The sequence below is a fragment of the Roseobacter sp. HKCCD6576-2 genome (assembly GCF_013179285.1).
In the GTDB taxonomy this organism is placed as follows: Bacteria; Pseudomonadota; Alphaproteobacteria; order Rhodobacterales; family Rhodobacteraceae; genus Rhodophyticola; species Rhodophyticola oceani.
On the sequence record NZ_WVNW01000001.1, the window covers coordinates 379,101 to 401,757 of the forward strand.

The following is a 22,657-nucleotide window of genomic DNA, read 5'->3' on the forward strand; positions in this document are numbered from 1 at the left end:
GGGGCTTTCGTCAGAAATGCGGGCCGGGTGGATCCGGCCCGCATGGGATAGGGCGTTTGGCCGATTACTCTGGCGCAACCATCAACACATCGCTCTCGGGTAGATATGCGTCGGTGAAATAGAGCGCCGCATCGGGTGCGTTCTGGAACTCATAAACCAGGGTCATCTGCTCCAAGGCGCGCGCCAGACGGTCTTGATCCACATAACCCATGCCGTTTTCGACAACCGTGTCGGTCAACACGTTGCTGTCGATGGCCAATTGCAGACGCCGGGTTTCCAGCTCCACATCGCCCGCTGGGTTCCGCGCGATGACCGCCGCAGCACCCGCGGCGGGGTCGGCAATGGCGTCCGACCAACCCTGCGCGACCGCGGTCAGGAAGCTGGTCACGACATCCGGGTTGGCTTCGGCGAAATCGGTATTGACGATGATCGCATTGCCATAAAGCTCAACGCCGTGATCGGCGAAAAGGATGGTGGTGATGTCATCCTCGGGGATGCCAAGACGCGCAAGCGACAAATACGACGAGAAGTTGAACCCGGTCACCGAATCCACATTGCCTTCGGCCAGCATCGGCTCACGCGTCGGGAAGCCCACGGGCTCCACAGTGATTGTCGAGACGTCGATCCCGTTCACCTCGGCCAAGATCGGGAACTGCGCCCAAGCGCCGTCGGGCGGCGGTGCGCCAAGGGTCGAGCCTTCCAGGTCTTCGATGCCGGAAATACCTTGGCTGACCCGGCCGACGATGGAAAATGGCGGGCTGTCATAGGTCATCATCACGGCGGTGACCGGCGCGCCCGGGTTGGTGTCGAGAAACCGCACCAATGAGTTGATATCGGCAAAGCCCAGTGGGAAGGAACCAGACGCCACTTTCGGGATCGCATCGAGTGAGCCTTGGCCGGCAGTGATCTCAACCGACAAATCTTGCGCGGCGAAATGGCCGTTATCAATGGCAAGGAAATAGGGGGCAGACGGGCCTTCAAAGCGCCAATCCAGCGCGAAGGCGATATCGGTTTCAGCAGCCAGCGGGGTCGCCGCGACAATGGCGGCGGCGCAGGTGGCAATCATTCGGGTTTTCACGGGCGGTCTCTCCTCTTGGTGGCAGCGATCATTGACCCCGTTAACTCAGGCAGGACAACGGCGAGGGTCAATCTGCACGCGCCCCGCAGCATAGGTTGCCCTAAGCTTTGCCCAAAAAACAAGCATGTCGACGGATTATTTGGCAGCCAACGGGTGATCTGCCGAGATTACAGCGTCATGGCAAACCGGGCAAAGCCGGTTTCGGCCACTCCCAGATAATCCAATCCAAACTCCTTGATCCGGTCTGGATAGGCCAAAGCGCCGGGCCCGATCTCGGCAATTGCGCGGATGCCGCCTGCATCGGCAAAGCGCCACGTCGGGTTTGTGACAGCGGAGAGTCGATCATAGGTGGTGAAATACCGAACCAGAACATCGCGGACCGAGAGGCGCTCTAGCCAGATTTGCTCCGCATCTGCAGGGGCTTTGAAATGCCCGCCGCCACTGGCCCGATAACTGTTTGTGACGACCAAAAACTCCTGATCTTCGGTCACAAGCTGCCCGTTATGGCGCAAATCGCGGATTCGCCCCGGGGTTTCATATTCCTCTTCACCATCAGCGCTGTAGCGCGCAGGGACGGTCACATCGATCGCATAGGTCAACCCGTCGAGCACATCGAAATTGTAACCCGCAAAGCGATGGTCGATCAGAGGTTGTTGCGGCTCGTCGGGCCGTATCTGATGAAATGCGCAGGCCGCCCGTTCTAGCCAATCGCGCACCTGGGCGCCTGTTGCTTTTAGGATCGCGACCATGTTCGGATAAACATAGAGGTCAGCGGCGTTCTTGATCGCCAGAGGACCTTTGGGAATATCGGTATAATTCACTGGGCCGCCGCGACCGCCCGCTTTGAAGGGAGCGGCGGCGGACAAGAGCGGTAGGTGGGCAAGCTTATGCCCGCGGAGGATCTGCCCCGCAAAATCGCGCTGCGCGTCGGCAATCACCTGGACGGCGGCGGAGTTTGCCAGGAGCGCAAAATACGTCTCCAACGGCACCAGGGTTTCGCCAACCCGGCGACGGATAAATCCCAGTGTGGCGATATGGTCTTCGGCGGTGGCCCGTATGACATCAGGGCAACTCTCGATCTCTGGCACCTTGCAAGTTGAGGCCGCAGCAGCTGTTGGCGGGGCGATACGGATCAACTGGCCTCTGGCGTTGCTGACCCGCCAGCAATCTCGGTCAATCTCTGACAACGTCAGGTCGATCACCCCAAGATGTGATCCTTCGGCACCTGGTTGCACGACCGGCGTGCCGTGGATCGTCCCCGCATTCGGGTCCAGCCAATCTGGCGCTGCGTTGTTCGGCGCTGGGAAGAGTTCATGCGTGTGCCCTGCAATCACGGCGTCAACGCCATCGAGTCGGGCCAGAGGTACAACCGCATTTTCCATCTGCGGATGCTCCTCCGTTGGCCCCAACCCGCTGTGGCTCAAGAGGATGACGAGATCCGCTCCGGCCTCGCGCACCGCGCGTACTTCCCGGCGCGCGGCTGTGAGAATGTCTTCCGCCTCCAGCTTGCCTTCTAACAGATATCTGTCCCACATCAGGGTTTGCGGCGGCGCAAAGCCAATGACACCGATGCGCAATCGGCGCGATCTGCCGGACATATCCTGCATATCACGATCGAGAATGACCCAAGGCGGCACAAAGCTTTCGCCATCGACCCGTTTGATATTGGCCAAAACAGCTGGAAAAGACGCACCTGCGAGGGCGGCTTGCAGGAACTCCAACCCATAGTTGAAGTCGTGATTGCCCAATGCCATCGCGTCATAGTTAAGCGCGTTCATTGCGGCAACCATTGGGTGCGGTCGTCCGTTCGCGCATTGAGATTGCGCGGCGAAATCGCCAAGCGGCGTGCCTTGTAACGTATCGCCGTTATCAACCAAAAGGCAGTTTTCAGCGGCGCGGCGCAGGCTTGCGATTACGCCACCGGCACGCACCAAGCCGCCCCGATTCTGTGGTTGATCGGTGTAGTAGTTATAAGGATGCAGGTTCGCATGGAGATCGCTTGTCGCTAAAATGCGCAAGCTGAGGCTGCTAAGCACCCCTGACTCCAAACTGGCATCAGCACCCATAGAACGACCCTTTCCCCGAGCGCCGAGCATAGTCTTAACGTGAGACGAGACATCAATTATATCGCGCGCTTTTGGACGGAGCCAGAGCTTCTGTGGATAAATCTGCGTCTTTGCGCCGCCTCCTTTTCGGTCTGCGACATTCCTGCCATACCGAGCGGTGGGACCAAACCGGCAGGAAGGCGTAAAGTAATGAAACTCGCGGAAACCGTGACTTTTGGCGGCTCGGGTCTTGATCGCGCGGCGGAACTGCGTGGAGATGCGGCGATGCTTGATGAGGCGTTGGAAAGCCAGGCCGGTCTGGTCTTGCCGCTCTGGCGCGGCAAGCCACTTATGCGGGGCGAGGCGGGGCGGGCCACCTTGGTCTGGCTGCCAAATGACCACCCGGTTCTTGCCGAGGCTGCGCCTGTTCGGGTGTTTTTAGGGCGCAATGACGGGCAATTGCGCTTCGCGGCGGATATCTCGGCCTGGACGCCGGTTGACGTCGATGAAGCGCAAATCGGCGCGTTTCTGGACCCGACGCTTCAGGCCCACCCGGCCGCGCCGAACGAAGCGCTCTTTCGTGAGTTACGCGGTGCGATGACCTGGCTGAGTGCGCGCGATGCTGAGCTGTCGGCAACGGCCAAAGCTGTGCTTGATTGGCACCGCACCCATCGGTTCTGCTCGCGCTGCGGTGCTGAGAGTGTGGCCGATCAAGGTGGGTGGCAGCGGGTCTGCGCTACCTGTGGCGGGCGCCACTTCCCACGCACCGACCCAGTCGTGATTATGCTGATTACGCATGGCAATGACGTCTTGTTGGGCCGGTCGCCGGGCTGGCCCGAAGGCATGTACTCTTTGCTTGCCGGGTTCGTGGAGCCTGGCGAGACCTTGGAGGCGGCGGTGCGCCGGGAGGTCTTTGAGGAAACGCAGGTCGATGTTGGGCCGGTCACCTACCTGGCCAGCCAACCCTGGCCCTATCCCGCATCGCTTATGTTCGGATGTCGCGGCGAGGCGCGCACCCGCGCGATCACAGTCGACCCGGTTGAGATCGAAGACGCTTTATGGCTCAGCCGGGAAGAGCTGACCGAGGTTTTTGCAGGCCGACACACGAAAATCTTGCCAGCCCGGAAGGGCGCGATCGCGCATTTCCTATTGGAAAACTGGCTTGCGGATCGGTTGGATTGAACCGAAATTGCGCCGCAAGACCGGGGTATTGATGAGGACAGTCGAGACATGAAGTTCAAAGTGGCCGAAGATGTCGACGCCCCCATCGGGTTCGTGTTTGAACGGATGACCGATTTCTCGCAATTCGAGGCGGATGTTAAGCGCCGGGGGGCTGACCTGCGGCGTGTCGGCAATTGGACCCAGATCGCTGAGGGCGTGCAATGGCGTGGGGCCGTTCAAGTGCGCGGTAAGAAGCGCAAGATCGAAGCCGAATTGACCGAGCTGGTCCCGGATGAGAGTGCGAAGGTCGACATCACGGTTGGCGGGATGGAGGCGGTCTATCAAATGGCCTTCATCGCCCTTTCGCCTGAAGTAACGCGGGTAGCGACGGAGCTGGATTTGAAGCCGCGCACGTTGACGGCACGGCTGATCATCCAAACCTTGAAATTGGCCCGCGGGCGCGTCGTGCGGCGCATGACCAGAAACTTGATGCGGCAGGGCAATCAGACGGCCGCGGCATGGCGACAAGCGGCGCGCGGCTGAGGCTTCGCAGGTTCGTCAAATGTGGCGACTGGGCGAATCTTGGCTGGCTAGATCGCGTGCGCGGCTCAACCTTGCGGTGTCATCGCTTTACGCTGTCTGGCCCTTGCCATGCCCAATTGCCGCTCGCGCCAGATAATCAAAACACCTGCCAGAATGATGATCACGGCCCCGCCGAGCATGGTCAATGTCGGGATCTCATCAAAGATCAGATACCCCACACCAAGCGCCAACAGCATGGATGTGTATTCAAACGGCGCAATCAGAGACGCATCTGCATGCCGATAGCTCGACGTGAGCAAGATCTGTCCAAACCCGCCCAAAAGCCCGGCAAGAACCAACATGACGATCTGCACCGGGCTTGGCATGACCCAACCCCCGGGGATCGTCAGAAGCGACAAAGTGCTGGCCGTGACCGAAAACCAAAACACAATCGCGGCGGTGCCCTCGGTCTGCACCAGTTTGCGCACAAAGACTTGCGCCAGCGCGGCGCAAATCGCGCCCATCAGAACGACGACTGCCCCCAATGTCTCCCGCGTATCGGCACCGCTCACCCCGACTTGCAGCCGTGGGGAGAGCACGATCAGAACCCCGACCAACCCAAGCGCCACGACACTGAGCCGAAAGGCGCGGACCTCCTCCCCCAAGAACATCGCGGCGAAAATCACCACCAGAAGCGGCGCGGCATAGCCGATCGCGGTCACCTCGGGCAGCGGCAAGAGACCCAAGCCCGCAAAACCAAGCCCCATCGCCATCGTGCCGACCAGCCCGCGCCAGACATGGCCGATAGGATTCTGCGTTTTGAGCCCAATATGCAATTCTTGGCGATAGAGCAGCCAAACGACAATCACCGGCAGAGCGCAGATTGAGCGGAAAAACACGGCTTGCCCCGCGGGCACCGTGTCAGATACCGATTTGATCAGGCTCGCCATCGTCATGAAGACGCAGACCGACGCGATCTTGAGCGCAATGCCGCGAAACGGCGTCATGATCCGGGCAGAAGTTCAGCTTCCTGTAGCAGGCGGATCGCAAAATCTTGCCGGAAATGCTGTAGGGCAGAAAAGCTGCGCGCGCGGGTGTAGAGCGAAAACACCACCGGTTCGGCATTCTCCCGAAGGACGAAACCGGTGTACCAGCCTTCAAATTCTCCACTAAATCCATTGCTGGAGGTCGCGCCCGCTCCTGTCTTTCCATGCAAAGTCGCGGTGCCGAACTGGGCGAAATGGCTGGCCTCGATCAGCGCGTTGGCACTTGCGCCCGATAGCGCCAGCGTGCCCATGAAGAACCGGTCGAGAAAGTCCACCTGTTCCCTCACGGACACCATGAGCGGCCCGCCAAGCCAAAAGCCGTCGGAGCCATCTGGAACACTGGCGTTGCCATATCCCCATTCGCCAAGCCGTTGGCGGTATTCGCGAACTCCGACATCCAGGGCAATGTCCTGAAAGACCCAAACAGCTGAGTCCCGAAACGCGCTGCGCAAGGTTTGATCCTGGCGCCAGTCTCGCGGCCAGTATCCGGCGGCAGGGCGGCGATCTTGATCCCATGGGTACGCGTGATCAAGCGACGCAGCGACGCCTGTTTCCAAAGCGATCAGCAGATTGGGGATTTTGAATGTGGACCAAGGCGCATGGCGAGTGTTCAGGTCGCTACCGGTCAGCACATACTCGATACCTGTCTCCAGATCGCGGGCGAGAAAGGCCACCTCGCGATCGCCGATCTCGTCTGAGAGCGGTCCCCTGAGAATGTCCATTTGTGCGGCCGCCATACTCGCGAAGACTGTCGCGATGCACAGAAAGCCTATAGTAATCAAAGAGTTCAAAAAGGCACGCATCGCCATCTCTGCCAAATCCGACTAGGTTGGAAACTGCGCGGATAGATCCACACAGGCACTCGTAACCGACCTGTGCCGGGATGCCAATGCGCATCCGGGCTTGGAGTTAGATTTCACCTCAGAAGTTTTGATCGACGGCAGTTAGTCCCGCGCGCGGTCGGCGGGATAGGTGCCGAGGATGTGCAAATTGGTCGTGAAATACCCCAACTCTTCCAACGCCAACTGCACATTGCGATCCTCGGGGTGGCCTTCGACATCGGCATAAAACTGCGTGGCGGTGAAGGAGCCGCCGACCATGTAGCTTTCCAGCTTGGTCATGTTCACGCCATTGGTCGCGAACCCACCCATCGCCTTATAGAGGGCCGCAGGGATGTTGCGGACCCGGAATACGAAACTTGTCATCATGTGATCGGCGCGGCGGGTCATATCCGCCTCTCGCGACATCAGAAGAAAGCGCGTGGTGTTGCGATCATGGTCTTCGATATGACGGGCGAGCACATCTAGCCCATAAATCTCCCCGGCGAGTTCCGAGGCCAGCGCCGCCTGCGCTTTGTCGCCGCGTTCGGCGATGATCTTCGCAGATCCCGCGGTGTCTGCGCCAACCTGGCCGCGAATCCCATATTCGCGCAGAAAATCCCGGCACTGACCCAGAAGCACCGTATGACTCTGTGCGCTTTTCACATCCGAAAGCGTCGCGCCGGGTACCGCCAACAGGTTGATATGCACCCGCACAAAGGCTTCATCGACAATATGCAACCCGCTATCGGGCAGCAGATGATGAATATCCGCGACCCGTCCATAAGTGGAGTTTTCCACCGGCAGCATCGCCATATCGGCGCGCCCATCCCGGACCGCTTCGATGGCATCTTCAAAGGTCGGACAGGGCAAAGCCTCCATCGCTGGGCGGGCCTCGTGACAGGCCTGATGCGAATAGGCGCCGGGTTCTCCCTGGAAGGCGATACGCGATGTCATGGGCGAATTTCTTTCCCGATGGTGTTTTGTCGCGCTCCCTACACCTTGAAAGCCCCCTGGGAAAGCCGATAGATAGCGCGCAAGCTCAGGTGAGAGAACGGGACAACTATGTTTGACACAATGACCATCACCAAGGTAGGCGGCTCTCTTTGCGCCGCGCTCTTGATCTTCCTGCTTGGGGGCTGGGCCGCCGACGGGCTCTATTCCGTGGGCGGGTCCCACGATGATGAGCATCGCGCGGGCTATGTGATCGATACAGGTGCAGAAAGCGACGAACCCGCCGAAGAGGTGGTCGAGGTCGCTTTTGCCGATGTGTATGCCACGGCCGATGCCGGCGCGGGCGAGCGTCTCTGGCGCCAATGCTCGGCGTGCCATTCCGATGAGGCTGGTCGCAATGGGGTTGGCCCGTCGCTGCATGGGGTGGTGAACCGTGCGAAGCACACAGCGGAAGGCTTTGGCTATTCCGACGGACTCCTGGCCACAACCGGAGATTGGACGCCTGAGAATATCTCGGACTTCATCGCCAACCCGCGCGAATATGCGCCGGGCACCGCCATGGCCTATAACGGCATGCGCGACGTGGAAGATCGGGCCAATCTGATTGCCTATCTGGCGACGCTGGTCGACTGATCCTGCGTATAAGACTTAAAGAGAGGCCGCCTTCGGGCGGTCTTTTTTATGCAGAAGCAGCAGATCCGGGCCAAAACCACATCTGTTCACGATTTCTCAACTTGATGAGTCCGGGGGATGGCCCGTAACGTGAGGCAGCCCAGATAATTGGCCAGAGAGTCCGAAAAACAGCAGTGGAGGGTGTCATGCGCAACCGCGAATCCGAGGCTCAGGCGGTATTGCGACCGTGCAGCGCAAGCGCGAGGTATTGGCTTTTGCTGCCAATGATCTTGCTCATGCTTGCGGCAGGCATGGCGCGCGCGCAGGACGATGACCTCATCGTTACCCATGGCATCTCGACTTTCGGCGATCTGCGCTATGGGCCGGATTTCGAACATCTGGACTACGTCAATCCCGACGCGCCCAAAGGCGGCGAAATGTCGTTTTCTTGGTCGTCCGCCGGTGGATCGTTCGACTCTCTGCATCCGTTCACACGGGAAGGCCGCCCGGCGGTACTCTCCTCGATCTTTTTTGAATCGATGCTCGAAGGTACAGCGGATGAGATCGGATCGGCCTATTGCTTGCTCTGCGAAACCCTCGCGTATCCTGAAGATCGATCCTTCGTGATCTTCACGATTCGCGAGGGTGCTGCATTTTCGGATGGCACCCCCGTAACGGCGGATGACGCGCTCTTTTCCTATGAAATCCTGCGTGACGAGGGCCTGCCCAGTTTCCGGGCGTCCATCGGGCGAACGATTGCTGGCGCCGAAGTGCTCGACGATCGCCGCATCCGGTTTGATTTCAATCCAGAGGCGCCGCTTCGCGGGCGGATCCAATCGGCCGGCGGCCTGCCGGTCTTTTCGCGCGCCAGCCATGACGCATCGGGATACGGGTTTAGCGAGGCGCGGCTGGAGCCGTTGATGGGCTCGGCCCCCTATGTGCTGCATGAAGTGGAATCTGGGCAACGGACCGTGTTCCGCCGCAACCCCGATTACTGGGGCAATGACCTGCCGATCAATCAGGGGCGATACAATTTCGACCGTATCCGGATCGAGTATTACGGCGATGCTGTTGCGGCCTTCGAAGGGTTTACCGCCGGAAACTACCTGTTCCGGCAGGAGAGCAGCTCGGTCAACTGGGCCACGTCTTATGATTTCCCAGCACTGGACCGCGGCCATGTGGTGAAAGCGGAACTGCCGGATGGCACGATTTCGACGGGTCAGAGCTTCGTTATCAATCTGCGCCGCGAGAAATTCCAAGATGCCCGTGTGCGCGAAGCCATCGCGCTGATGTTCAACTTCGCATGGACTAATGAGACTCTGTTCTACGGTCTCTATGAGTGGAATGACTCCTTCTGGCAAAACACCGATCTGGTCGCCGAGGGCCTGCCAAGCGAGGCGGAACTGGTGCTTTTGGAACCGCTTCGCGACCAGCTACGGCCCGAGGTCTTCACCGAGGAGCCGTTTAGCTTGCCGGCCTCTAATCCTGACCGCGCGCTCGATCGTCGTCAGGCGCGCCGCGCCATCGGCCTGCTAGAGGAGGCCGGTTGGGTCGTTGGCGATGACGGCATGGTGCGCAATGGGGCTGGGCAGACGCTGGATGTGGAGTTCTTGAACTCCGGCCCGATGTTTGACCGGCTCATCAACCCTTATGTGGAGAACCTCCGCACCATCGGCATCAACGCGCGCCTGACCCGTGTGGACAGCGCCCAGATGACACAGCGCGAGCGGGAGTATGATTTCGACATCATCACCGACCATATCCCGATGGCGTATGAGCCAGGCGCAGGTCTGCGGCAGTATTTCGGGTCGCAAACGGCCAATACATCGGTTTTTAACCCGGCCGGTTTGGCTGACCCGGCCATCGATGCGCTGGTTGAGCATGTGATCGACGCAGAAACACGGGAAGAGTTGAGCGTATCCGTTGCTGCTCTGGACCGCGTGTTGCGGTGGGAGCGCTTCCGCGTGCCGCAATGGTTCAACAATGCCCATTGGGTCGCCTATTACGACATCTATCGGTATCCCGAACCGCTGCCGCCTTTTGCGCTCGGGTTCCTCGATTTCTGGTGGGTCGATGCCGAGGCGGAAGCGGCCTTGCGCGAAGCAGGCGCGTTCTAAACCAAGATGGGCCCTTATATCCTCAGACGGCTTTTGCTGATGATCCCGACACTCTTTGGGATCATGGTGATCAACTTCGCGCTGACGCAATTCGTCCCCGGCGGCCCGGTGGATCAGGTACTGGCGCAGCTTGAGGGGGAGGGCGATGTTTTCGCCACCATCTCCGGCGGTGGGTCCGAGGCGGGCCCGATTGAGATCGAAGGTGCCTATCAGGGCGCGCGGGGCGTGCCGCCGCGTTTCCTCGAAGAGTTGGAGATTTCCTTCAACTTCGCCCGCATCGTCTGCGCTGATGGCTTCACCGGCATCCCCGACCTGGATGCCGAGGAATGCAGTTCCGAACGTATCCCGGCTGTCGAACGTTTCTTCCTGATGCTCTGGGATTACATGCGCTTCGATTTCGGCGACAGCTTTTTCCATTCCGAAAGCGTGATGGAGCTTGTGGTCGACAAACTGCCCGTCTCAATCACGCTTGGTCTCTGGTCGACGCTCATCGCCTATATCGTCTCGATCCCGCTTGGCATCCGCAAAGCGGTCAGTGATGGCTCCCGGTTCGACACCTGGACCAGCGGCATCATCATCGTGGCCTATGCGATCCCGGGCTTCCTCTTCGCGATCCTGCTTTTGGTGCTCTTCGCGGGTGGGTCCTACTGGCAAATCTTCCCGCTTCGGGGCCTCACATCCCCTTCCGATGTTTGGGCCACACTTACCTGGTGGGAACGCATTCTCGACTATTTCTGGCACATCGCCCTTCCGGTCGTGGCCTCGACCATTTCGGCTTTCGCGACGCTCACGCTGCTGACCAAGAACAGCTTTCTGGATGAGATCAAGAAACACTATGTGATGACCGCCAAAGCCAAGGGGCTGGCGGAAAACCGAGTGCTCTATGGCCACGTCTTCCGCAACGCGATGCTGATCGTGATTGCGGGTTTCCCGGCGGTGTTCGTGAGTGTGTTCTTCGGCGGCTCGGTGATTATCGAGACAATCTTCTCGCTCGACGGGTTGGGGCGTCTGGGTTTTGAGGCGGCGGTCAGCCGGAACTACCCGGTGATCTTCGGCACGCTCTTTGTCTTTGGTCTCATCGGCCTCGTGGTCGGGCTGCTCTCTGATCTGATGTATGTCTGGATCGACCCGCGCATCGACTTCGAAACGCGGGAGACCTGAGAGATGGCGCTCCGCGAAGACGATATCACCCCGCCCGCCGCGGATGCGGCGCTGCCCGAACCTAAAAGAGGGTTCCTCAGCCTATCGCCGCTCAATCAACGCCGCTGGCGGAACTTTCGGGCGAATGGCCGGGCCTTCTGGTCGCTCCTGATCTTCACCGTGCTCTTCGGCCTGTCGTTCTTCGCCGAGTTGATTGCCAATGACAAACCGATCCTCGTCAGCTTCCAAGGGGAGCTCTACACGCCCATTTTCACCTTCTATCCCGAAACCCAGTTTGGCGGCGATTTCCGAACCGAGCCGGTCTATCGGGACCCCGAAGTACAATGCCTGATCATTTCTGGCGGGTTGGACGCCTGTTGGGACGACCCCGACGGGGTGATTATCGACGCGCAGGAAGACGGGGTCGTGAATGGTGAAGAGATCGACCGAGGCTGGATGCTCTGGCCACTCGTGCCCTTTTCTTACAACACGATCAGCAATGTGATCAGCACACCCGCCCCCGCCGCACCGGATGCCAATCACTGGCTGGGCACCGATGACACCGCGCGCGATGTGCTGGCCCGGGTCATCTATGCGTTCCGGTTGAGCGTGATGTTCGCGCTGATAGTGACGGCGCTGACCTCGCTTATCGGCATCGCCGCAGGTGCGGTGCAGGGCTATTTCGGTGGTTGGATCGATCTGATCTTCCAGCGGATCATCGAGATTTGGGGCTACACGCCCAGCCTCTTCGTGATCATCATCGTGGCCGCGATCTTCACGATGAATTTCTGGCTCTTGGTCTTTCTCATGGTGCTCTTCGGCTGGACCGCGCTGGTGGGGGTTGTCCGCGCCGAGTTCTTGCGCGCCCGGAACTTCGAATATATCCGCGCCGCCCGCGCGCTTGGCGTGTCGAACCGCGTGATCATGTTCCGCCATGTGCTGCCGAATGCGATGGTGGCGACGCTGACCATGCTGCCCTTCATCGTGACCGGCACGATCGGCGGGCTGGCCTCGCTCGATTTCCTCGGCTTCGGCCTGCCGTCCTCAGCGCCGTCCCTGGGTGAACTGACCCTACAGGCAAAGAACAACCTGCAAGCGCCCTGGCTCGCCTTCACCGCCTTCTTCTCCTTCGCGATCATGCTGTCGCTTTTGGTCTTCATCTTTGAGGGGGTGCGCGATGCGTTTGACCCCAGAAAGACGTTCAAATGAGGGTGCTCGATGTCAAAAATCTCAAGGTCAGCTTCACCCAGGACGGGGCCACAACCGAAGCGGTGAAAGGGGTCAGCTTCTCGATTGAGAAGGGCGAAACCGTCGCGCTGGTCGGCGAATCCGGCTCCGGCAAATCCGTCACCGCGCTATCGACTGTCGCGCTCTTGCCCGATAGCGCTAAGATCGAGGGCTCGGTAAATTATCGCGGGGCTGAGATGATCGGCGCGCCTGAAAGCGAGCTGCGCCACGTGCGCGGCAATGATATCAGTTTTATCTTCCAAGAGCCGATGACGTCGCTCAACCCGCTCCACACGCTGGAAAAGCAGCTCTCCGAAAGCCTCGGCCTGCATCAGGGCCTGCGTGGGGAGGCCGCGCGGCGTCGGGTCATCGAATTGCTCACCAAGGTCGGCATCCGCGACCCTGAAACCCGGCTTGGCGCGTATCCGCATCAGCTCTCCGGCGGGCAGCGTCAACGGGTGATGATCGCGATGGCGCTCGCCAACGGGCCGGACCTGTTGATTGCCGATGAACCGACCACGGCGCTCGATGTGACGATCCAAGCGCAGATTCTCGAACTTCTGGCTGATCTGAAACAGGCCGAGGGCATGAGCTTGCTGTTCATCACCCATGACCTGGGTATCGTCCGCCGCTTCGCGGATCGGGTCTGCGTCATGCAGGGCGGTGAGATTGTCGAGGCCGGCCGCACAGGCGAGATTTTCGACAACCCAAGGCATCCCTATACCCGCAAACTCCTGGCCGCCGAGGCCACGGGCGAGCCAGATCCGGTGCCAGAGGACGCGCCCGAGATCGTCAACACCCATGATCTGAAAGTTTGGTTCCCGATCCAGCGCGGTTTGCTGCGCCGCACCGTGGGCCATGTGAAGGCGGTCAATGCCGCGTCGATCTCGGTGCGTGCCGGGGAAACCCTGGGCGTGGTGGGCGAGAGCGGCTCGGGCAAGACCACGCTGGCGCTGGCGATCATGCGGCTCATCTCGTCGGAGGGGCCCGTTGTCTTCATGGGGCAGGACGTGCAGGGCTGGAAATCCGCCGCGCTCCGGCCGCTGCGCCGCGATATGCAGATCGTGTTCCAAGACCCGTTTGGCTCGCTCTCGCCGCGGATGACAGTGGAGCAGATCGTGGCCGAAGGTCTGGGCGTGCATGGGACCATCCCAGGGCAGGACAAACGCCAGATGGTCGCCGATATCCTGAAAGAGGTTGGGCTCGATCCCGCGATGATGCATCGCTACCCGCATGAATTCTCCGGCGGGCAGCGGCAGCGGATCGCAATCGCCCGGGCGATGATCCTGAATCCGAAACTGGTGGTGCTCGACGAGCCGACCTCGGCGCTCGACATGACCGTGCAGGTGCAGATCGTTGAATTGCTGCGCGAGCTACAGCGGCGTCATGGCCTGGCGTATCTTTTCATCTCCCACGACCTGAAAGTCGTCCGCGCCCTGGCACATAAGGTGATTGTGATGAAGCAGGGCGACATCGTCGAAACAGGTCTGAGAGACGAGATTTTCAACGCGCCGAAATCCGACTATACCCGCGCGCTTTTGGCGGCCGCATTCGACCTGCATGCTGAGGGCAGCGCGGCCTGAAATCAGATCGCCGAAGAGTGCCCGTCAGCGCGCATTTCGTATGCGTCAAATGCCCGCGCGATCATCCGCGTCAGGGGGCGGGCTTCGGGCAAAATCGAGAAGCCCGTCGCGTCTTGGCGGACCACGCCCGGGAAGGCTTTCACCGCTCCGGCATAGATCGTATCAAGCTCCGCATCGCTCAACCCAAAGTTGTTTTTGATCTCCGCGCTGTCGATGCGGAAGTCGCACATCAACATCTCGATCATCCGCGCGCGCAGGATGTCATCGCCCTTAAACGCGTGTCCGCGCCCGGTGGCCATGTCGCCCGCCCGCACGGCCTTTTGATAGGCGGCGGTGCCGGCATCGTTCTGCGCAAACCCTTGCGGAAACCGCGAGATCGACGACGCGCCAATGCCCAAGAGCACGTCACATGTGTCATCGGTGTAGCCCTGGAAATTCCGCCGCAAGCGCCCTTGACGCGCGGCCACTTCCAGCCCGTCGCCGGGCCGCGCGAAATGGTCGATCCCGATCTCGGCATAGCCGTCCCACATAAAGAGTCGCCGCGCCGTATCGAAGAGCGAAAGGCGTTCCTCGGGCGAGGGCAGGGTGTCCGTCGGGATCATCGCCTGGCGTTTCGCCATCCAAGGCACATGGGCATAGCCGTAAAGCGCGACCCGATCGGGCGCCAAAGACAGAAGCATTTGAACTGTCTCGGAAATTCGGGCCTGACTCTGGTCGGGCAGGCCAAAAAGAATGTCGGCATTGAGTGAGGTGATGCCACGCGCGCGCAGCATTTCAACTGCGTCTCGGGTCACATCATAGCTCTGAATGCGACCGATAATCTGTTGGATGTCGTTGTTGAAATCCTGCACCCCGATGGAGGCGCGATTCATCCCCGCAGCAGCAAGCGCATCAAGCCGGGTGGCGTCGATTTCATTGGGGTCGATCTCAACCGAGAACTCCGCGCCATCGGCGAGCGGCAGGACAGCTGTCAACGCGTCGGTCAAGTCTGTCAGCATGGCCGGCGACATCAGCGTTGGGGTGCCCCCGCCGTAGTGCAATCGCGCCAGTTCCACCCCTTCGGGCAGAACCTCGCGCAGCAGCGCAATCTCCGATTTGACCGATTCGAGATAGGCGATCACCGGTTCGTCGGACCGGACCCCTTGAGTCCGGCACGCACAGAACCAACACAACCTGCGGCAGAACGGCACATGCACATAGGCCGAAATCTTCGATCCCGGCGGAATTGCACCAATCCAGTCTACGAAATCCCTTGCAGACACGTCGTTCGAGAACTTCGTGGCCGGAGGGTAACTCGTATAACGTGGCACTTTTGAGTCAAACAGACCCAGGCGGCGAAGTTGCGTCATATGCTCCATTGCTATACACCTAAGAGTTGTAAGCACCCCTGTAATTGATCGAGATCAAAGCGGGGTCAAGCCACTCCTATTCCGGTGATAGAAATGACCAATCGCCAGCTCGCCCTGCCACAACAAGATTGCGCCGATTGCCCGATCCGTCATCGGGCCGTTTGCGCGCGCTGCGAAACCGATGAGTTGGATCATCTGGAGTCCATAAAATACTATCGGAAGTACGAAGCCGGGCAGACGATTGTCTGGGCGGGTGACAAGATGGATTTCGTGGCGTCGGTGGTCGAAGGCGTGGCCTCTCTGACCCAAACGATGGAAGACGGGCGTCGCCAGATGGTCGGGCTTTTGTTGCCCAGTGATTTCCTCGGTCGCCCGAATCGCGACACGGCCCCTTATGACGTCGTGGCCTCGACCGATGTGCTGATGTGTTGCTTCCGCCGGACGCCATTTCAGCAGTTGATCGCTGATACGCCGCATATCAGCCAGCGGCTTCTTGAGATGACGCTGGACGAACTGGATGCGGCGCGGGAATGGATGCTGCTTCTGGGCAGGAAGACGGCGCGGGAGAAGATCGCCAGCCTTTTGAGCATCATCGCGCGGCGCGATGCGAGCCTGAAGGATTTGCCATCGACCGGCGAAGTGTCGTTCGATCTGCCGCTGACCCGCGAAGCGATGGCCGACTACTTGGGCCTGACGCTGGAAACCGTGAGTCGCCAGATGTCAGCGCTGAAGCGCGACGAGGTGATCCGCCTGGAAGGCAAACGTCATATCACGATCCCGGATTTCGATCTTCTCCTGGACGAAACCGGCGACGATGCTGATGGCGGGATGCTGGCCTGACGGCTTTTGCCTCTCCAAACAAGCTTGGATTCATCAGGTGGCCGCATTTCGGGCAGGTCGAACCTTCAGACCCAATCGGTTTCATGATTGAGTGCGCTGTGCGGCGCACGAATGACGGCGGAACGGCTCAATCTCATTCAGGAGCGTTGGCGCAATGGTACATGATCTCACCACGCGAATAGACGGTCTCTTCTTCGGCAGAGTCGAGAAGCGTTGGGAGGGGCGCGACCCTTCTGCCATTGGCAAAACAGCGGTAACCGGTCGGCGTGTCATCGAGGAAAACGGATTTGTGGAGGATGCCCAAGCCGATCTTGTGCATCACGGCGGGCGGGACAAAGCCATCCATCACTACGCTGCGGATCACTATCCAGATTGGATCGCGGAAGGGGCGATCCCCGAGGGAACACGGCCTGCTGCGTTTGGCGAGAATATCTCGACATGCGGTATGACCGAAGAAACGGTGTGCATCGGAGATATCCTGCAATTGGGTACGGCCACCGTCCAAATCAGCCAAGGGCGGCAGCCGTGCTGGAAGGTCGCGGAACACACGACTAATCCCCGCATGGCGGCGCTCTTCACGAAAAGCGGGCGAACGGGCTGGTACTATCGCGTTCTGGAAAACGGCACCGCCGGGGTGGGCGATGAGGTGCGCCTTTTGGAACGACCGCACCCAGAGTGGTCGGTCAAACGGGTCACACTGGGTCGCCTGACGCGGCGTATCTCGTCACAGGATGCAGAGGTCCTGGCGCATATGCCGGAATTGGCAGGGGGCTGGCGGAGCGCCTTTACCAAGATGGCAGCGGGCGACCGAGGCGAAGACACCTCCAAACGCCTCAACGGCTAATGCGACGAAACCGCTTGGCCACCCCGGGACAAGCCCAACTCCTTCTCTCGAAGGTTATGACATCCTTTTAGGCACCCATGAGACATGGGACATGAGGGCTCCACGCAGGCCCTCAGCGACACGAGAATGAAATGTTCGAACGCCCCTGCCGAGAAAGAGGGGCGTTCAGGCTATTGAGCCGAAGCCGCTTAGTGCGCCATCAAGACCGGCACGATGGCATTCTCCAGCAGGTTCCGTGTCGCCCCGCCCAAAATCGCTTCGCGGAAGCGGGAATGGCCATAGGCGCCCATCACCAGGAAATCGGCGTTTTGATCCTGAACATGTCGGTTGATCACATCCGAGACCCGCGGCAGCGTTTGCGCCACGATTGAGACTTCCACCTGGCATCCATGCCGGTTGAGCATCTGACAGAGCTCAGCACCCGGATCGGCAACCTCCGCAGCGTGGCGTTGTGGGTCGATGATCAGGATATTGACCAGTTTCGCGGTTTTCAGGATCGGCAATGCCGCTCGAACCGCCGAGAGCGCCTCAGCCGATTCATTCCAGGCGATGACAACCCGTTCCGGCGTCGCCGTGACCGGCTTGTCGCCGCCGGGCAGAACCACGGCGGTCGCTTGGCCTTGGAACATCGCCGCTTCGACCACAACCGGCGCGTCAGAGGTCTGCCCCTCGCCGTAAGGCTTCGGCAACATAACCATGTCAGCGAACCGCGCCCGGCGGGCGACGATTCCGGCCACGCTGGCCGTCTGCGTGACCAGAGCTTCGATCCCCCATGAGATTTCCGTCTTCTCCAAGCGGGCGCGGGCGGCAGCCTCGATCTCGCTGGCCAGAGCTTGTGCTTGGGCCAGGGTCTCCTCATGCATCAGCGCCGTCGCGCCAGCAAAATAATACCCGGTCTGTGTGCGGTCGATCCCGAGGCAAAGCACATCAAGATGCGCGCCTTCGGCACGGGCGAAGGGCAGAGCAGCCTCTAGCACGGGGCCGACCTCTGCCGGATCGGTGAGAATTGTCAGAATGCTCTTATAGGCCATATCAAACCTCCTCGGTTGCAAGCTTTTCTCAGGATTAGACCGGGGCGGGACGTCGCACCTTGACCTGCGTCAAGACAATTGGGGCCGGGGTTTGACATGGATCAAGGCCATAACCCCCTGTCCTGCGCGATGTGGGGTCAGATGGAACAGCTCCGGACGGCTCGACTCGAGTCGGAACCGGGGAATGACGAAGGGACGATCTATGCTTGATTATGTAAAGCTGCTGATCCTTGGCTTGGTGGTGCTTTGTGCAGCCATCGCAGCCAATTACGCCCGGGATATGGTTTATATGATCCATATGATCCTGGTGATGATCACGGCGGGTGGCCTGTTTATCTGGCAACTCCGTCGCACTGGTGAACCGGCGGTACCGGTTCCGACACATGAATATATGGACGGGCCCGTGCGCGCCGCCGCGATTGCCACCGCCTTTTGGGGGGTTGTGGGCTTTCTCGTGGGCGTGGTCATCGCGTTCCAGCTGGCTTATCCGCAGCTCAACTTCGATTGGGCGGACGGGTATCTGAACTTCGGTCGGCTCCGTCCTCTGCATACATCTGCGGTGATCTTCGCCTTTGGCGGTAACGCGCTTCTGGCCGCGTCCTTCTACATCGTGCAGCGGACTTCGGCGGCCCGGATGTGGGGCGGTGGTCTGACCTGGTTCGTCTTCTGGGGTTACCAGTTCTTCATCGTTCTGGCCGCCTCCGGCTATGTCTTGGGCTCGACCCAAAGCATGGAATACGCCGAACCCGAATGGTATGTGGATCTCTGGCTCACGATCGTCTGGGTGGCCTTCCTCCTGGTCTTCGTCGGCACCCTGTTGAAGCGGAAAGAGCCGCATATCTACGTCGCTAACTGGTTCTTGCTCAGCTTCATCGTCACGGTGGCGATGTTGCATGTGGTCAACAACCTGGTTGTGCCGGTCTCCATCTTCGGCTCGCGCTCGGTGCATGTGATGTCGGGCGTACAGAGCGCGATGACACAGTGGTGGTACGGCCATAACGCGGTGGGCTTCTTCCTGACCGCCGGCTTCCTGGGGATGATGTACTACTTCATCCCGAAGCAGGCCGAGCGTCCCGTCTACTCCTATAAGCTTTCGATCATCCACTTCTGGGCCCTGATCTTCTTGTATATCTGGGCCGGTCCGCACCACCTGCATTACACCGCACTGCCGGATTGGGCGTCGACCCTCGGCATGGTGTTCTCGGTGATCCTGTGGATGCCCTCCTGGGGTGGTATGATCAACGGTCTGATGACGCTCTCAGGCGCCTGGGATAAGCTCAGGACCGACCCGATCCTGCGGATGATGGTGACCTCGGTGGCCTTCTACGGCATGTCGACCTTCGAAGGTCCGATGATGTCGATCCGTGCGGTCAACTCGCTCAGCCACTACACCGACTGGACGATCGGTCACGTGCACTCCGGTGCGCTCGGTTGGAACGGCATGATCACCTTCGGGATGCTCTACTATCTCTTCCCGAAACTCTGGAACCGCCAGGCCCTCTACAGCCTGCGCCTGGTCAGCTGGCACTACTGGCTCGCCACGATCGGCATCGTGCTCTACGCGTCGTCGATGTGGGTGACCGGGATCATGGAAGGCCTGATGTGGCGTGAAGTGGATGCTCAGGGCTTCCTGGTGAACTCCTTCGCCGACACGGTGGCTGCCAAGTTCCCGATGTATGTGGTCCGCGGCTTGGGTGGGGTGATGTTCCTCTCCGGTGCGCTGATCATGGTCTACAACCTCTGGATGACTGTGAAGAAGGGTACCGTGAAATCGGACGCCCCTGCCGCAGCGCCTGCTGAATAAGGAGGGTCGAAAACATGGCAACTCTCGACGGACATAAGAAGATCGAGACCAACGCGACCCTTCTGCTGACACTCAGCTTTCTGGTCGTGACCATCGGTGGGATCGTGGAAATCGCGCCCCTTTTCTACCTGGAAAACACGATTGAGGATGTAGAGGGCATGCGCCCCTACTCCCCGCTCGAGTTGGCAGGCCGGGAAGTCTACATCCGGGAGGGCTGCTATGTCTGCCACTCCCAGATGATCCGGCCGATGCGGGACGAGGTGGAGCGCTATGGCCACTACAGCCTGGCGGCGGAATCGCAATATGACCATCCGTTCCAGTGGGGCTCGAAACGGACCGGGCCCGATCTGGCCCGGGTCGGTGGGCGCTATTCGGATGAATGGCATGTGGACCACATGACCGATCCGCAATCGGTTGTGCCGGAATCGGTGATGCCGCCTTATGGCTTCCTCTCCGATAACGTGCTGCAGCCGACCTATATCGCCGATCTGATGGAAACCCATCGCTTTGTCGGGGTGCCTTACACCGACGAAATGATCGAAAACGCTCAGCTCGATTTCATCGAACAGGCGACAGATTTCGGCGATAGCGGTGTCGTGGAACGCTACCCTGGCGCGCAACAGCGTGACTTTGATGGGCAGCCGGAAGTGACCGAGATGGATGCGATCATCGCGTATCTGCAGATGCTGGGCACGCTGGTCGATTTCTCGACCTTCACGCCCGAAGAAGCTGCGGAAAGCCGGTAAAGGAGCAAGAAGATGGAAGACACCTACACCATCATGCGGATCTTTGCCGGAAGCTGGGGCCTGATGTTCCTGCTTATCGCGTTCCTGGCGGTGATCGTATTCACCCTCAGACCCGGCAGCCGCAAAGTGCATCGCGACACGGCCAATATCCCGTTTCGGCATGACGACAAGCCGGCGGCGGATGACACCGCTGCTCCCGCCCAGTTGAAGGAGGCGCGGCAATGACCGACGACAAGTACAAACATCCCGACGAGCAGATTCTGCAAGAGGGCGACCCCGATACCACCGGCCATGTCTGGGACGGCATCAAGGAGTTCAACAACCCGCTTCCACGCTGGTGGCTTTGGACCTTCTACGGCACCATCGCCTGGGGATTGCTTTACACGATCCTCTATCCGGCTTGGCCACTGATCAACAGTGCAACGCCGGGCCTGTTGGGTTACTCGACTCGCGCCAATGTGGCCGAGGATATTGCCGAGTTCGACAGTATGAACGCTCCGATCCGGGCGCAGATCGAAGAGGTCGAATTGGCGGCCATCAATGCCACCGATAACCCAGATCTCTACAGCTATGCGATCCAAGGCGGGGCCGCGACTTTTGCGACCTGGTGTTCGCAGTGTCACGGCTCGGGTGCGGCTGGCGTGCAAGCCTCGGGCTATCCGAACCTGCTGGACGATGACTGGCTCTGGGGCGGCACGATCGAAGACATTCACTACACCGTGTCCCACGGGATTCGGAATGAGGATGATCTCGACGCGCGCTACTCTGAGATGACCGCTTTTGACGAGATCCTCACCGACGAGGAAATCGCCAGCGTCGTGCAATATGTCCGCAACATCTCGAACCAGGAGGCCGACGCGACCTTGGCGGCGGCTGGCGAGAGTGTCTATCTCGACAATTGCGCCGCTTGTCACCTGGATGACGGCTCGGGCGACCGGTTCCTCGGCGCGCCGAACCTGACCGATGCGATCTGGCTCTATGGCGGCTCCGAAGAGGCGATTGAGCACACCGTGCGCTTTTCCCGCTTCGGCGTGATGCCCCCTTGGACCGAACGTCTGTCCGAGGCTGAGATCCGCTCGGTCGCGGTCTATGTTCACTCTCTGGGTGGCGGCGAATAGGCAGCCTAAGGCGCTGATAAACATAACAAAGGCCCGGTGGGATACCCCGCCGGGCCTTTCTCGTTTCGACCGAACAAGCGCCTCCGGCCGGGGCAAGGGCTTCCGCATTCTGTTGGAGCGAAAAAGAACTGAGCGATCCAAATAATTCGTGACTTCTTGATTCATGTCAAAGCTGCGCGCCATCGGAGTCGATACTCCAAGTTCAAGACATGTCTCCACGAGGATGTGTTTCTGATTGGCGGCCTCCCAGTGACCGCCTCAAAACACCGAAGGCCCCTCCCGGTCTTTGGTCATGGCACCGGTCTTGGTCCTGTTCGCGCGTTTCCTACAAGACCGGTGCCCACTCCCCCCACGCTCTAAAAGGCACTGACCCAAGGGTCGATTCGCGACCAGTTCATGGCGCACCACAAGACGGCCCCGGTGGAGCAATATGGCGCGATCATGAAGGAATATGTGGCGGTGCCCGAAGCACTTGCCGCCGATCCGGATCAGGTCGCAGCGCTGTTCGCGCAATCTGTCGCCTACGTGGAAACCTTGAAGCCGAAAAAGACCACGTGAAAGTGACGCTACGGCCCCCCGCGCGTATCGCCGCAGGCCGCTTTGTCTCATCGTTGTAGTTGGC

The 22,657-nt window shown here is 60.0% G+C and carries 21 protein-coding genes; 14 read left to right on the forward strand and 7 right to left on the reverse strand.

Features of this window, described 5'->3' with window-relative positions; all coding sequences use genetic code 11:
- Positions 1-64: 64 nt before the first annotated feature.
- Positions 65-1,066: an ABC transporter substrate-binding protein gene (locus GTF44_RS01925; RefSeq protein ID WP_171558551.1), complete on the reverse strand. Its 1,002-nt coding sequence runs from the start codon at positions 1,064-1,066 to the stop codon at positions 65-67.
- Positions 1,067-1,245: 179 nt separating this feature from the next.
- Positions 1,246-3,114: a bifunctional 2',3'-cyclic-nucleotide 2'-phosphodiesterase/3'-nucleotidase gene (locus GTF44_RS01930; RefSeq protein WP_171557118.1), complete on the reverse strand. Its 1,869-nt coding sequence runs from the start codon at positions 3,112-3,114 to the stop codon at positions 1,246-1,248.
- A gap of 219 nt (positions 3,115-3,333) precedes the next feature.
- Here GTF44_RS01930 and nudC point away from each other — a divergent pair, with 219 nt between their 5' ends.
- Together nudC and GTF44_RS01940 are read left to right on the forward strand one after the other, a co-directional pair.
- Positions 3,334-4,305 carry an NAD(+) diphosphatase gene (nudC, locus tag GTF44_RS01935; protein ID WP_171557120.1) on the forward strand — a complete coding sequence of 324 codons (972 nt, stop codon included), beginning with the start codon at positions 3,334-3,336 and terminating at the stop codon, positions 4,303-4,305.
- Between the two features lie 48 nt (positions 4,306-4,353).
- Positions 4,354-4,827 (forward strand): SRPBCC family protein, encoded by a 474-nt coding sequence (locus tag GTF44_RS01940; protein ID WP_171557121.1) that lies wholly within the window; start codon positions 4,354-4,356, stop codon positions 4,825-4,827.
- A gap of 65 nt (positions 4,828-4,892) precedes the next feature.
- Here the strand turns inward: GTF44_RS01940 and GTF44_RS01945 are convergent, their stop codons facing one another.
- The 3 genes from GTF44_RS01945 to GTF44_RS01955 form a co-directional block, all read right to left on the reverse strand.
- Complete coding sequence (locus GTF44_RS01945; protein ID WP_171557123.1) at positions 4,893-5,813, reverse strand: DMT family transporter; 921 nt, start codon at positions 5,811-5,813, stop codon at positions 4,893-4,895.
- Positions 5,810-6,574 (reverse strand): class D beta-lactamase, encoded by a 765-nt coding sequence (locus GTF44_RS01950; protein ID WP_171557124.1) that lies wholly within the window; start codon positions 6,572-6,574, stop codon positions 5,810-5,812. Before GTF44_RS01950 ends, GTF44_RS01945 begins: the two co-directional genes overlap by 4 nt.
- Before the next feature lie 222 nt (positions 6,575-6,796).
- Positions 6,797-7,627: a prephenate dehydratase gene (locus tag GTF44_RS01955; protein WP_171557126.1), complete on the reverse strand. Its 831-nt coding sequence runs from the start codon at positions 7,625-7,627 to the stop codon at positions 6,797-6,799.
- Positions 7,628-7,735: 108 nt separating this feature from the next.
- Between GTF44_RS01955 and GTF44_RS01960 the strand changes: the two genes are divergently transcribed.
- From GTF44_RS01960 to GTF44_RS01980, 5 genes are all read left to right on the forward strand, one after another.
- Positions 7,736-8,257, forward strand: coding sequence for a cytochrome c family protein (locus GTF44_RS01960; protein ID WP_171557127.1), 522 nt, complete (start codon positions 7,736-7,738; stop codon positions 8,255-8,257).
- Positions 8,258-8,442: 185 nt separating this feature from the next.
- On the forward strand, positions 8,443-10,353 hold the full coding sequence (locus GTF44_RS01965; RefSeq protein WP_171557129.1) for an extracellular solute-binding protein: 1,911 nt from the start codon (positions 8,443-8,445) through the stop codon (positions 10,351-10,353).
- 6 nt (positions 10,354-10,359) lie between these two features.
- Positions 10,360-11,514 carry a microcin C ABC transporter permease YejB gene (locus GTF44_RS01970; protein WP_171557130.1) on the forward strand — a complete coding sequence of 385 codons (1,155 nt, stop codon included), beginning with the start codon at positions 10,360-10,362 and terminating at the stop codon, positions 11,512-11,514.
- A gap of 3 nt (positions 11,515-11,517) precedes the next feature.
- On the forward strand, positions 11,518-12,702 hold the full coding sequence (locus tag GTF44_RS01975) for an ABC transporter permease (RefSeq protein ID WP_171557132.1): 1,185 nt from the start codon (positions 11,518-11,520) through the stop codon (positions 12,700-12,702).
- Positions 12,699-14,303, forward strand: a complete 1,605-nt coding sequence (locus tag GTF44_RS01980) for an ABC transporter ATP-binding protein (protein WP_171557133.1) — start codon at positions 12,699-12,701, stop codon at positions 14,301-14,303. Before GTF44_RS01975 ends, GTF44_RS01980 begins: the two co-directional genes overlap by 4 nt.
- Positions 14,304-14,305: 2 nt before the next feature.
- Here GTF44_RS01980 and hemN read toward each other — a convergent pair whose 3' ends face one another.
- On the reverse strand, positions 14,306-15,661 hold the full coding sequence (hemN, locus tag GTF44_RS01985; RefSeq protein WP_171557135.1) for an oxygen-independent coproporphyrinogen III oxidase: 1,356 nt from the start codon (positions 15,659-15,661) through the stop codon (positions 14,306-14,308).
- An 84-nt stretch (positions 15,662-15,745) separates the two neighbouring features.
- Between hemN and fnrL the strand changes: the two genes are divergently transcribed.
- Together fnrL and GTF44_RS01995 are read left to right on the forward strand one after the other, a co-directional pair.
- The gene (gene fnrL / locus GTF44_RS01990) at positions 15,746-16,492 is read left to right on the forward strand and encodes a transcriptional regulator FnrL (protein ID WP_171557137.1); all 747 of its coding nucleotides are present in this window, start codon (positions 15,746-15,748) and stop codon (positions 16,490-16,492) included.
- Positions 16,493-16,646: 154 nt separating this feature from the next.
- Positions 16,647-17,336 (forward strand): MOSC domain-containing protein, encoded by a 690-nt coding sequence (locus GTF44_RS01995; protein WP_171557138.1) that lies wholly within the window; start codon positions 16,647-16,649, stop codon positions 17,334-17,336.
- A 188-nt stretch (positions 17,337-17,524) separates the two neighbouring features.
- Here GTF44_RS01995 and GTF44_RS02000 read toward each other — a convergent pair whose 3' ends face one another.
- Positions 17,525-18,367 carry a universal stress protein gene (locus GTF44_RS02000; protein ID WP_171557140.1) on the reverse strand — a complete coding sequence of 281 codons (843 nt, stop codon included), beginning with the start codon at positions 18,365-18,367 and terminating at the stop codon, positions 17,525-17,527.
- Positions 18,368-18,569: 202 nt separating this feature from the next.
- On the opposite strand from GTF44_RS02000, the gene ccoN reads away from it, so the two are divergent.
- The 5 genes from ccoN (at position 18,570) to GTF44_RS02025 (ending at position 22,593) form a co-directional block, all read left to right on the forward strand.
- On the forward strand, positions 18,570-20,171 hold the full coding sequence (gene ccoN, locus GTF44_RS02005; protein WP_145212799.1) for a cytochrome-c oxidase, cbb3-type subunit I: 1,602 nt from the start codon (positions 18,570-18,572) through the stop codon (positions 20,169-20,171).
- Between the two features lie 14 nt (positions 20,172-20,185).
- On the forward strand, positions 20,186-20,917 hold the full coding sequence (gene ccoO, locus GTF44_RS02010; RefSeq protein ID WP_145212796.1) for a cytochrome-c oxidase, cbb3-type subunit II: 732 nt from the start codon (positions 20,186-20,188) through the stop codon (positions 20,915-20,917).
- Between the two features lie 12 nt (positions 20,918-20,929).
- Positions 20,930-21,142, forward strand: coding sequence for a cbb3-type cytochrome c oxidase subunit 3 (locus GTF44_RS02015; RefSeq protein ID WP_145212794.1), 213 nt, complete (start codon positions 20,930-20,932; stop codon positions 21,140-21,142).
- Positions 21,139-22,035: a cytochrome-c oxidase, cbb3-type subunit III gene (gene ccoP / locus GTF44_RS02020; protein WP_171557142.1), complete on the forward strand. Its 897-nt coding sequence runs from the start codon at positions 21,139-21,141 to the stop codon at positions 22,033-22,035. Before GTF44_RS02015 ends, ccoP begins: the two co-directional genes overlap by 4 nt.
- 396 nt (positions 22,036-22,431) lie before the next feature.
- Entirely contained in the window at positions 22,432-22,593 is a 162-nt protein-coding gene (locus tag GTF44_RS02025) for a hypothetical protein (RefSeq protein WP_171557143.1), read from the forward strand.
- Positions 22,594-22,657: the final 64 nt, after the last annotated feature.

Excerpts from the sequence above, each read along its gene's own strand:
- GTF44_RS01925 (WP_171558551.1), bottom strand. The coding sequence starts at position 1,066 with ATGATTGCCACCTGCGCCGCCGCCATTGTCGCGGCGACCCCGCTGGCT.
- nudC (WP_171557120.1), top strand. The coding sequence starts at position 3,334 with ATGAAACTCGCGGAAACCGTGACTTTTGGCGGCTCGGGTCTTGATCGC.
- GTF44_RS01940 (WP_171557121.1), top strand. The coding sequence starts at position 4,354 with ATGAAGTTCAAAGTGGCCGAAGATGTCGACGCCCCCATCGGGTTCGTG.
- GTF44_RS01945 (WP_171557123.1), bottom strand. The coding sequence starts at position 5,813 with ATGACGCCGTTTCGCGGCATTGCGCTCAAGATCGCGTCGGTCTGCGTC.
- GTF44_RS01950 (WP_171557124.1), bottom strand. The coding sequence starts at position 6,574 with ATGGACATTCTCAGGGGACCGCTCTCAGACGAGATCGGCGATCGCGAG.
- GTF44_RS01955 (WP_171557126.1), bottom strand. The coding sequence starts at position 7,627 with ATGACATCGCGTATCGCCTTCCAGGGAGAACCCGGCGCCTATTCGCAT.
- GTF44_RS01960 (WP_171557127.1), top strand. The coding sequence starts at position 7,736 with ATGTTTGACACAATGACCATCACCAAGGTAGGCGGCTCTCTTTGCGCC.
- GTF44_RS01965 (WP_171557129.1), top strand. The coding sequence starts at position 8,443 with ATGCGCAACCGCGAATCCGAGGCTCAGGCGGTATTGCGACCGTGCAGC.
- GTF44_RS01970 (WP_171557130.1), top strand. The coding sequence starts at position 10,360 with ATGGGCCCTTATATCCTCAGACGGCTTTTGCTGATGATCCCGACACTC.
- GTF44_RS01975 (WP_171557132.1), top strand. The coding sequence starts at position 11,518 with ATGGCGCTCCGCGAAGACGATATCACCCCGCCCGCCGCGGATGCGGCG.
- GTF44_RS01980 (WP_171557133.1), top strand. The coding sequence starts at position 12,699 with ATGAGGGTGCTCGATGTCAAAAATCTCAAGGTCAGCTTCACCCAGGAC.
- hemN (WP_171557135.1), bottom strand. The coding sequence starts at position 15,661 with ATGGAGCATATGACGCAACTTCGCCGCCTGGGTCTGTTTGACTCAAAA.
- fnrL (WP_171557137.1), top strand. The coding sequence starts at position 15,746 with ATGACCAATCGCCAGCTCGCCCTGCCACAACAAGATTGCGCCGATTGC.
- GTF44_RS01995 (WP_171557138.1), top strand. The coding sequence starts at position 16,647 with ATGGTACATGATCTCACCACGCGAATAGACGGTCTCTTCTTCGGCAGA.
- GTF44_RS02000 (WP_171557140.1), bottom strand. The coding sequence starts at position 18,367 with ATGGCCTATAAGAGCATTCTGACAATTCTCACCGATCCGGCAGAGGTC.
- ccoN (WP_145212799.1), top strand. The coding sequence starts at position 18,570 with ATGCTTGATTATGTAAAGCTGCTGATCCTTGGCTTGGTGGTGCTTTGT.
- ccoO (WP_145212796.1), top strand. The coding sequence starts at position 20,186 with ATGGCAACTCTCGACGGACATAAGAAGATCGAGACCAACGCGACCCTT.
- GTF44_RS02015 (WP_145212794.1), top strand. The coding sequence starts at position 20,930 with ATGGAAGACACCTACACCATCATGCGGATCTTTGCCGGAAGCTGGGGC.
- ccoP (WP_171557142.1), top strand. The coding sequence starts at position 21,139 with ATGACCGACGACAAGTACAAACATCCCGACGAGCAGATTCTGCAAGAG.
- GTF44_RS02025 (WP_171557143.1), top strand. The coding sequence starts at position 22,432 with ATGGCGCACCACAAGACGGCCCCGGTGGAGCAATATGGCGCGATCATG.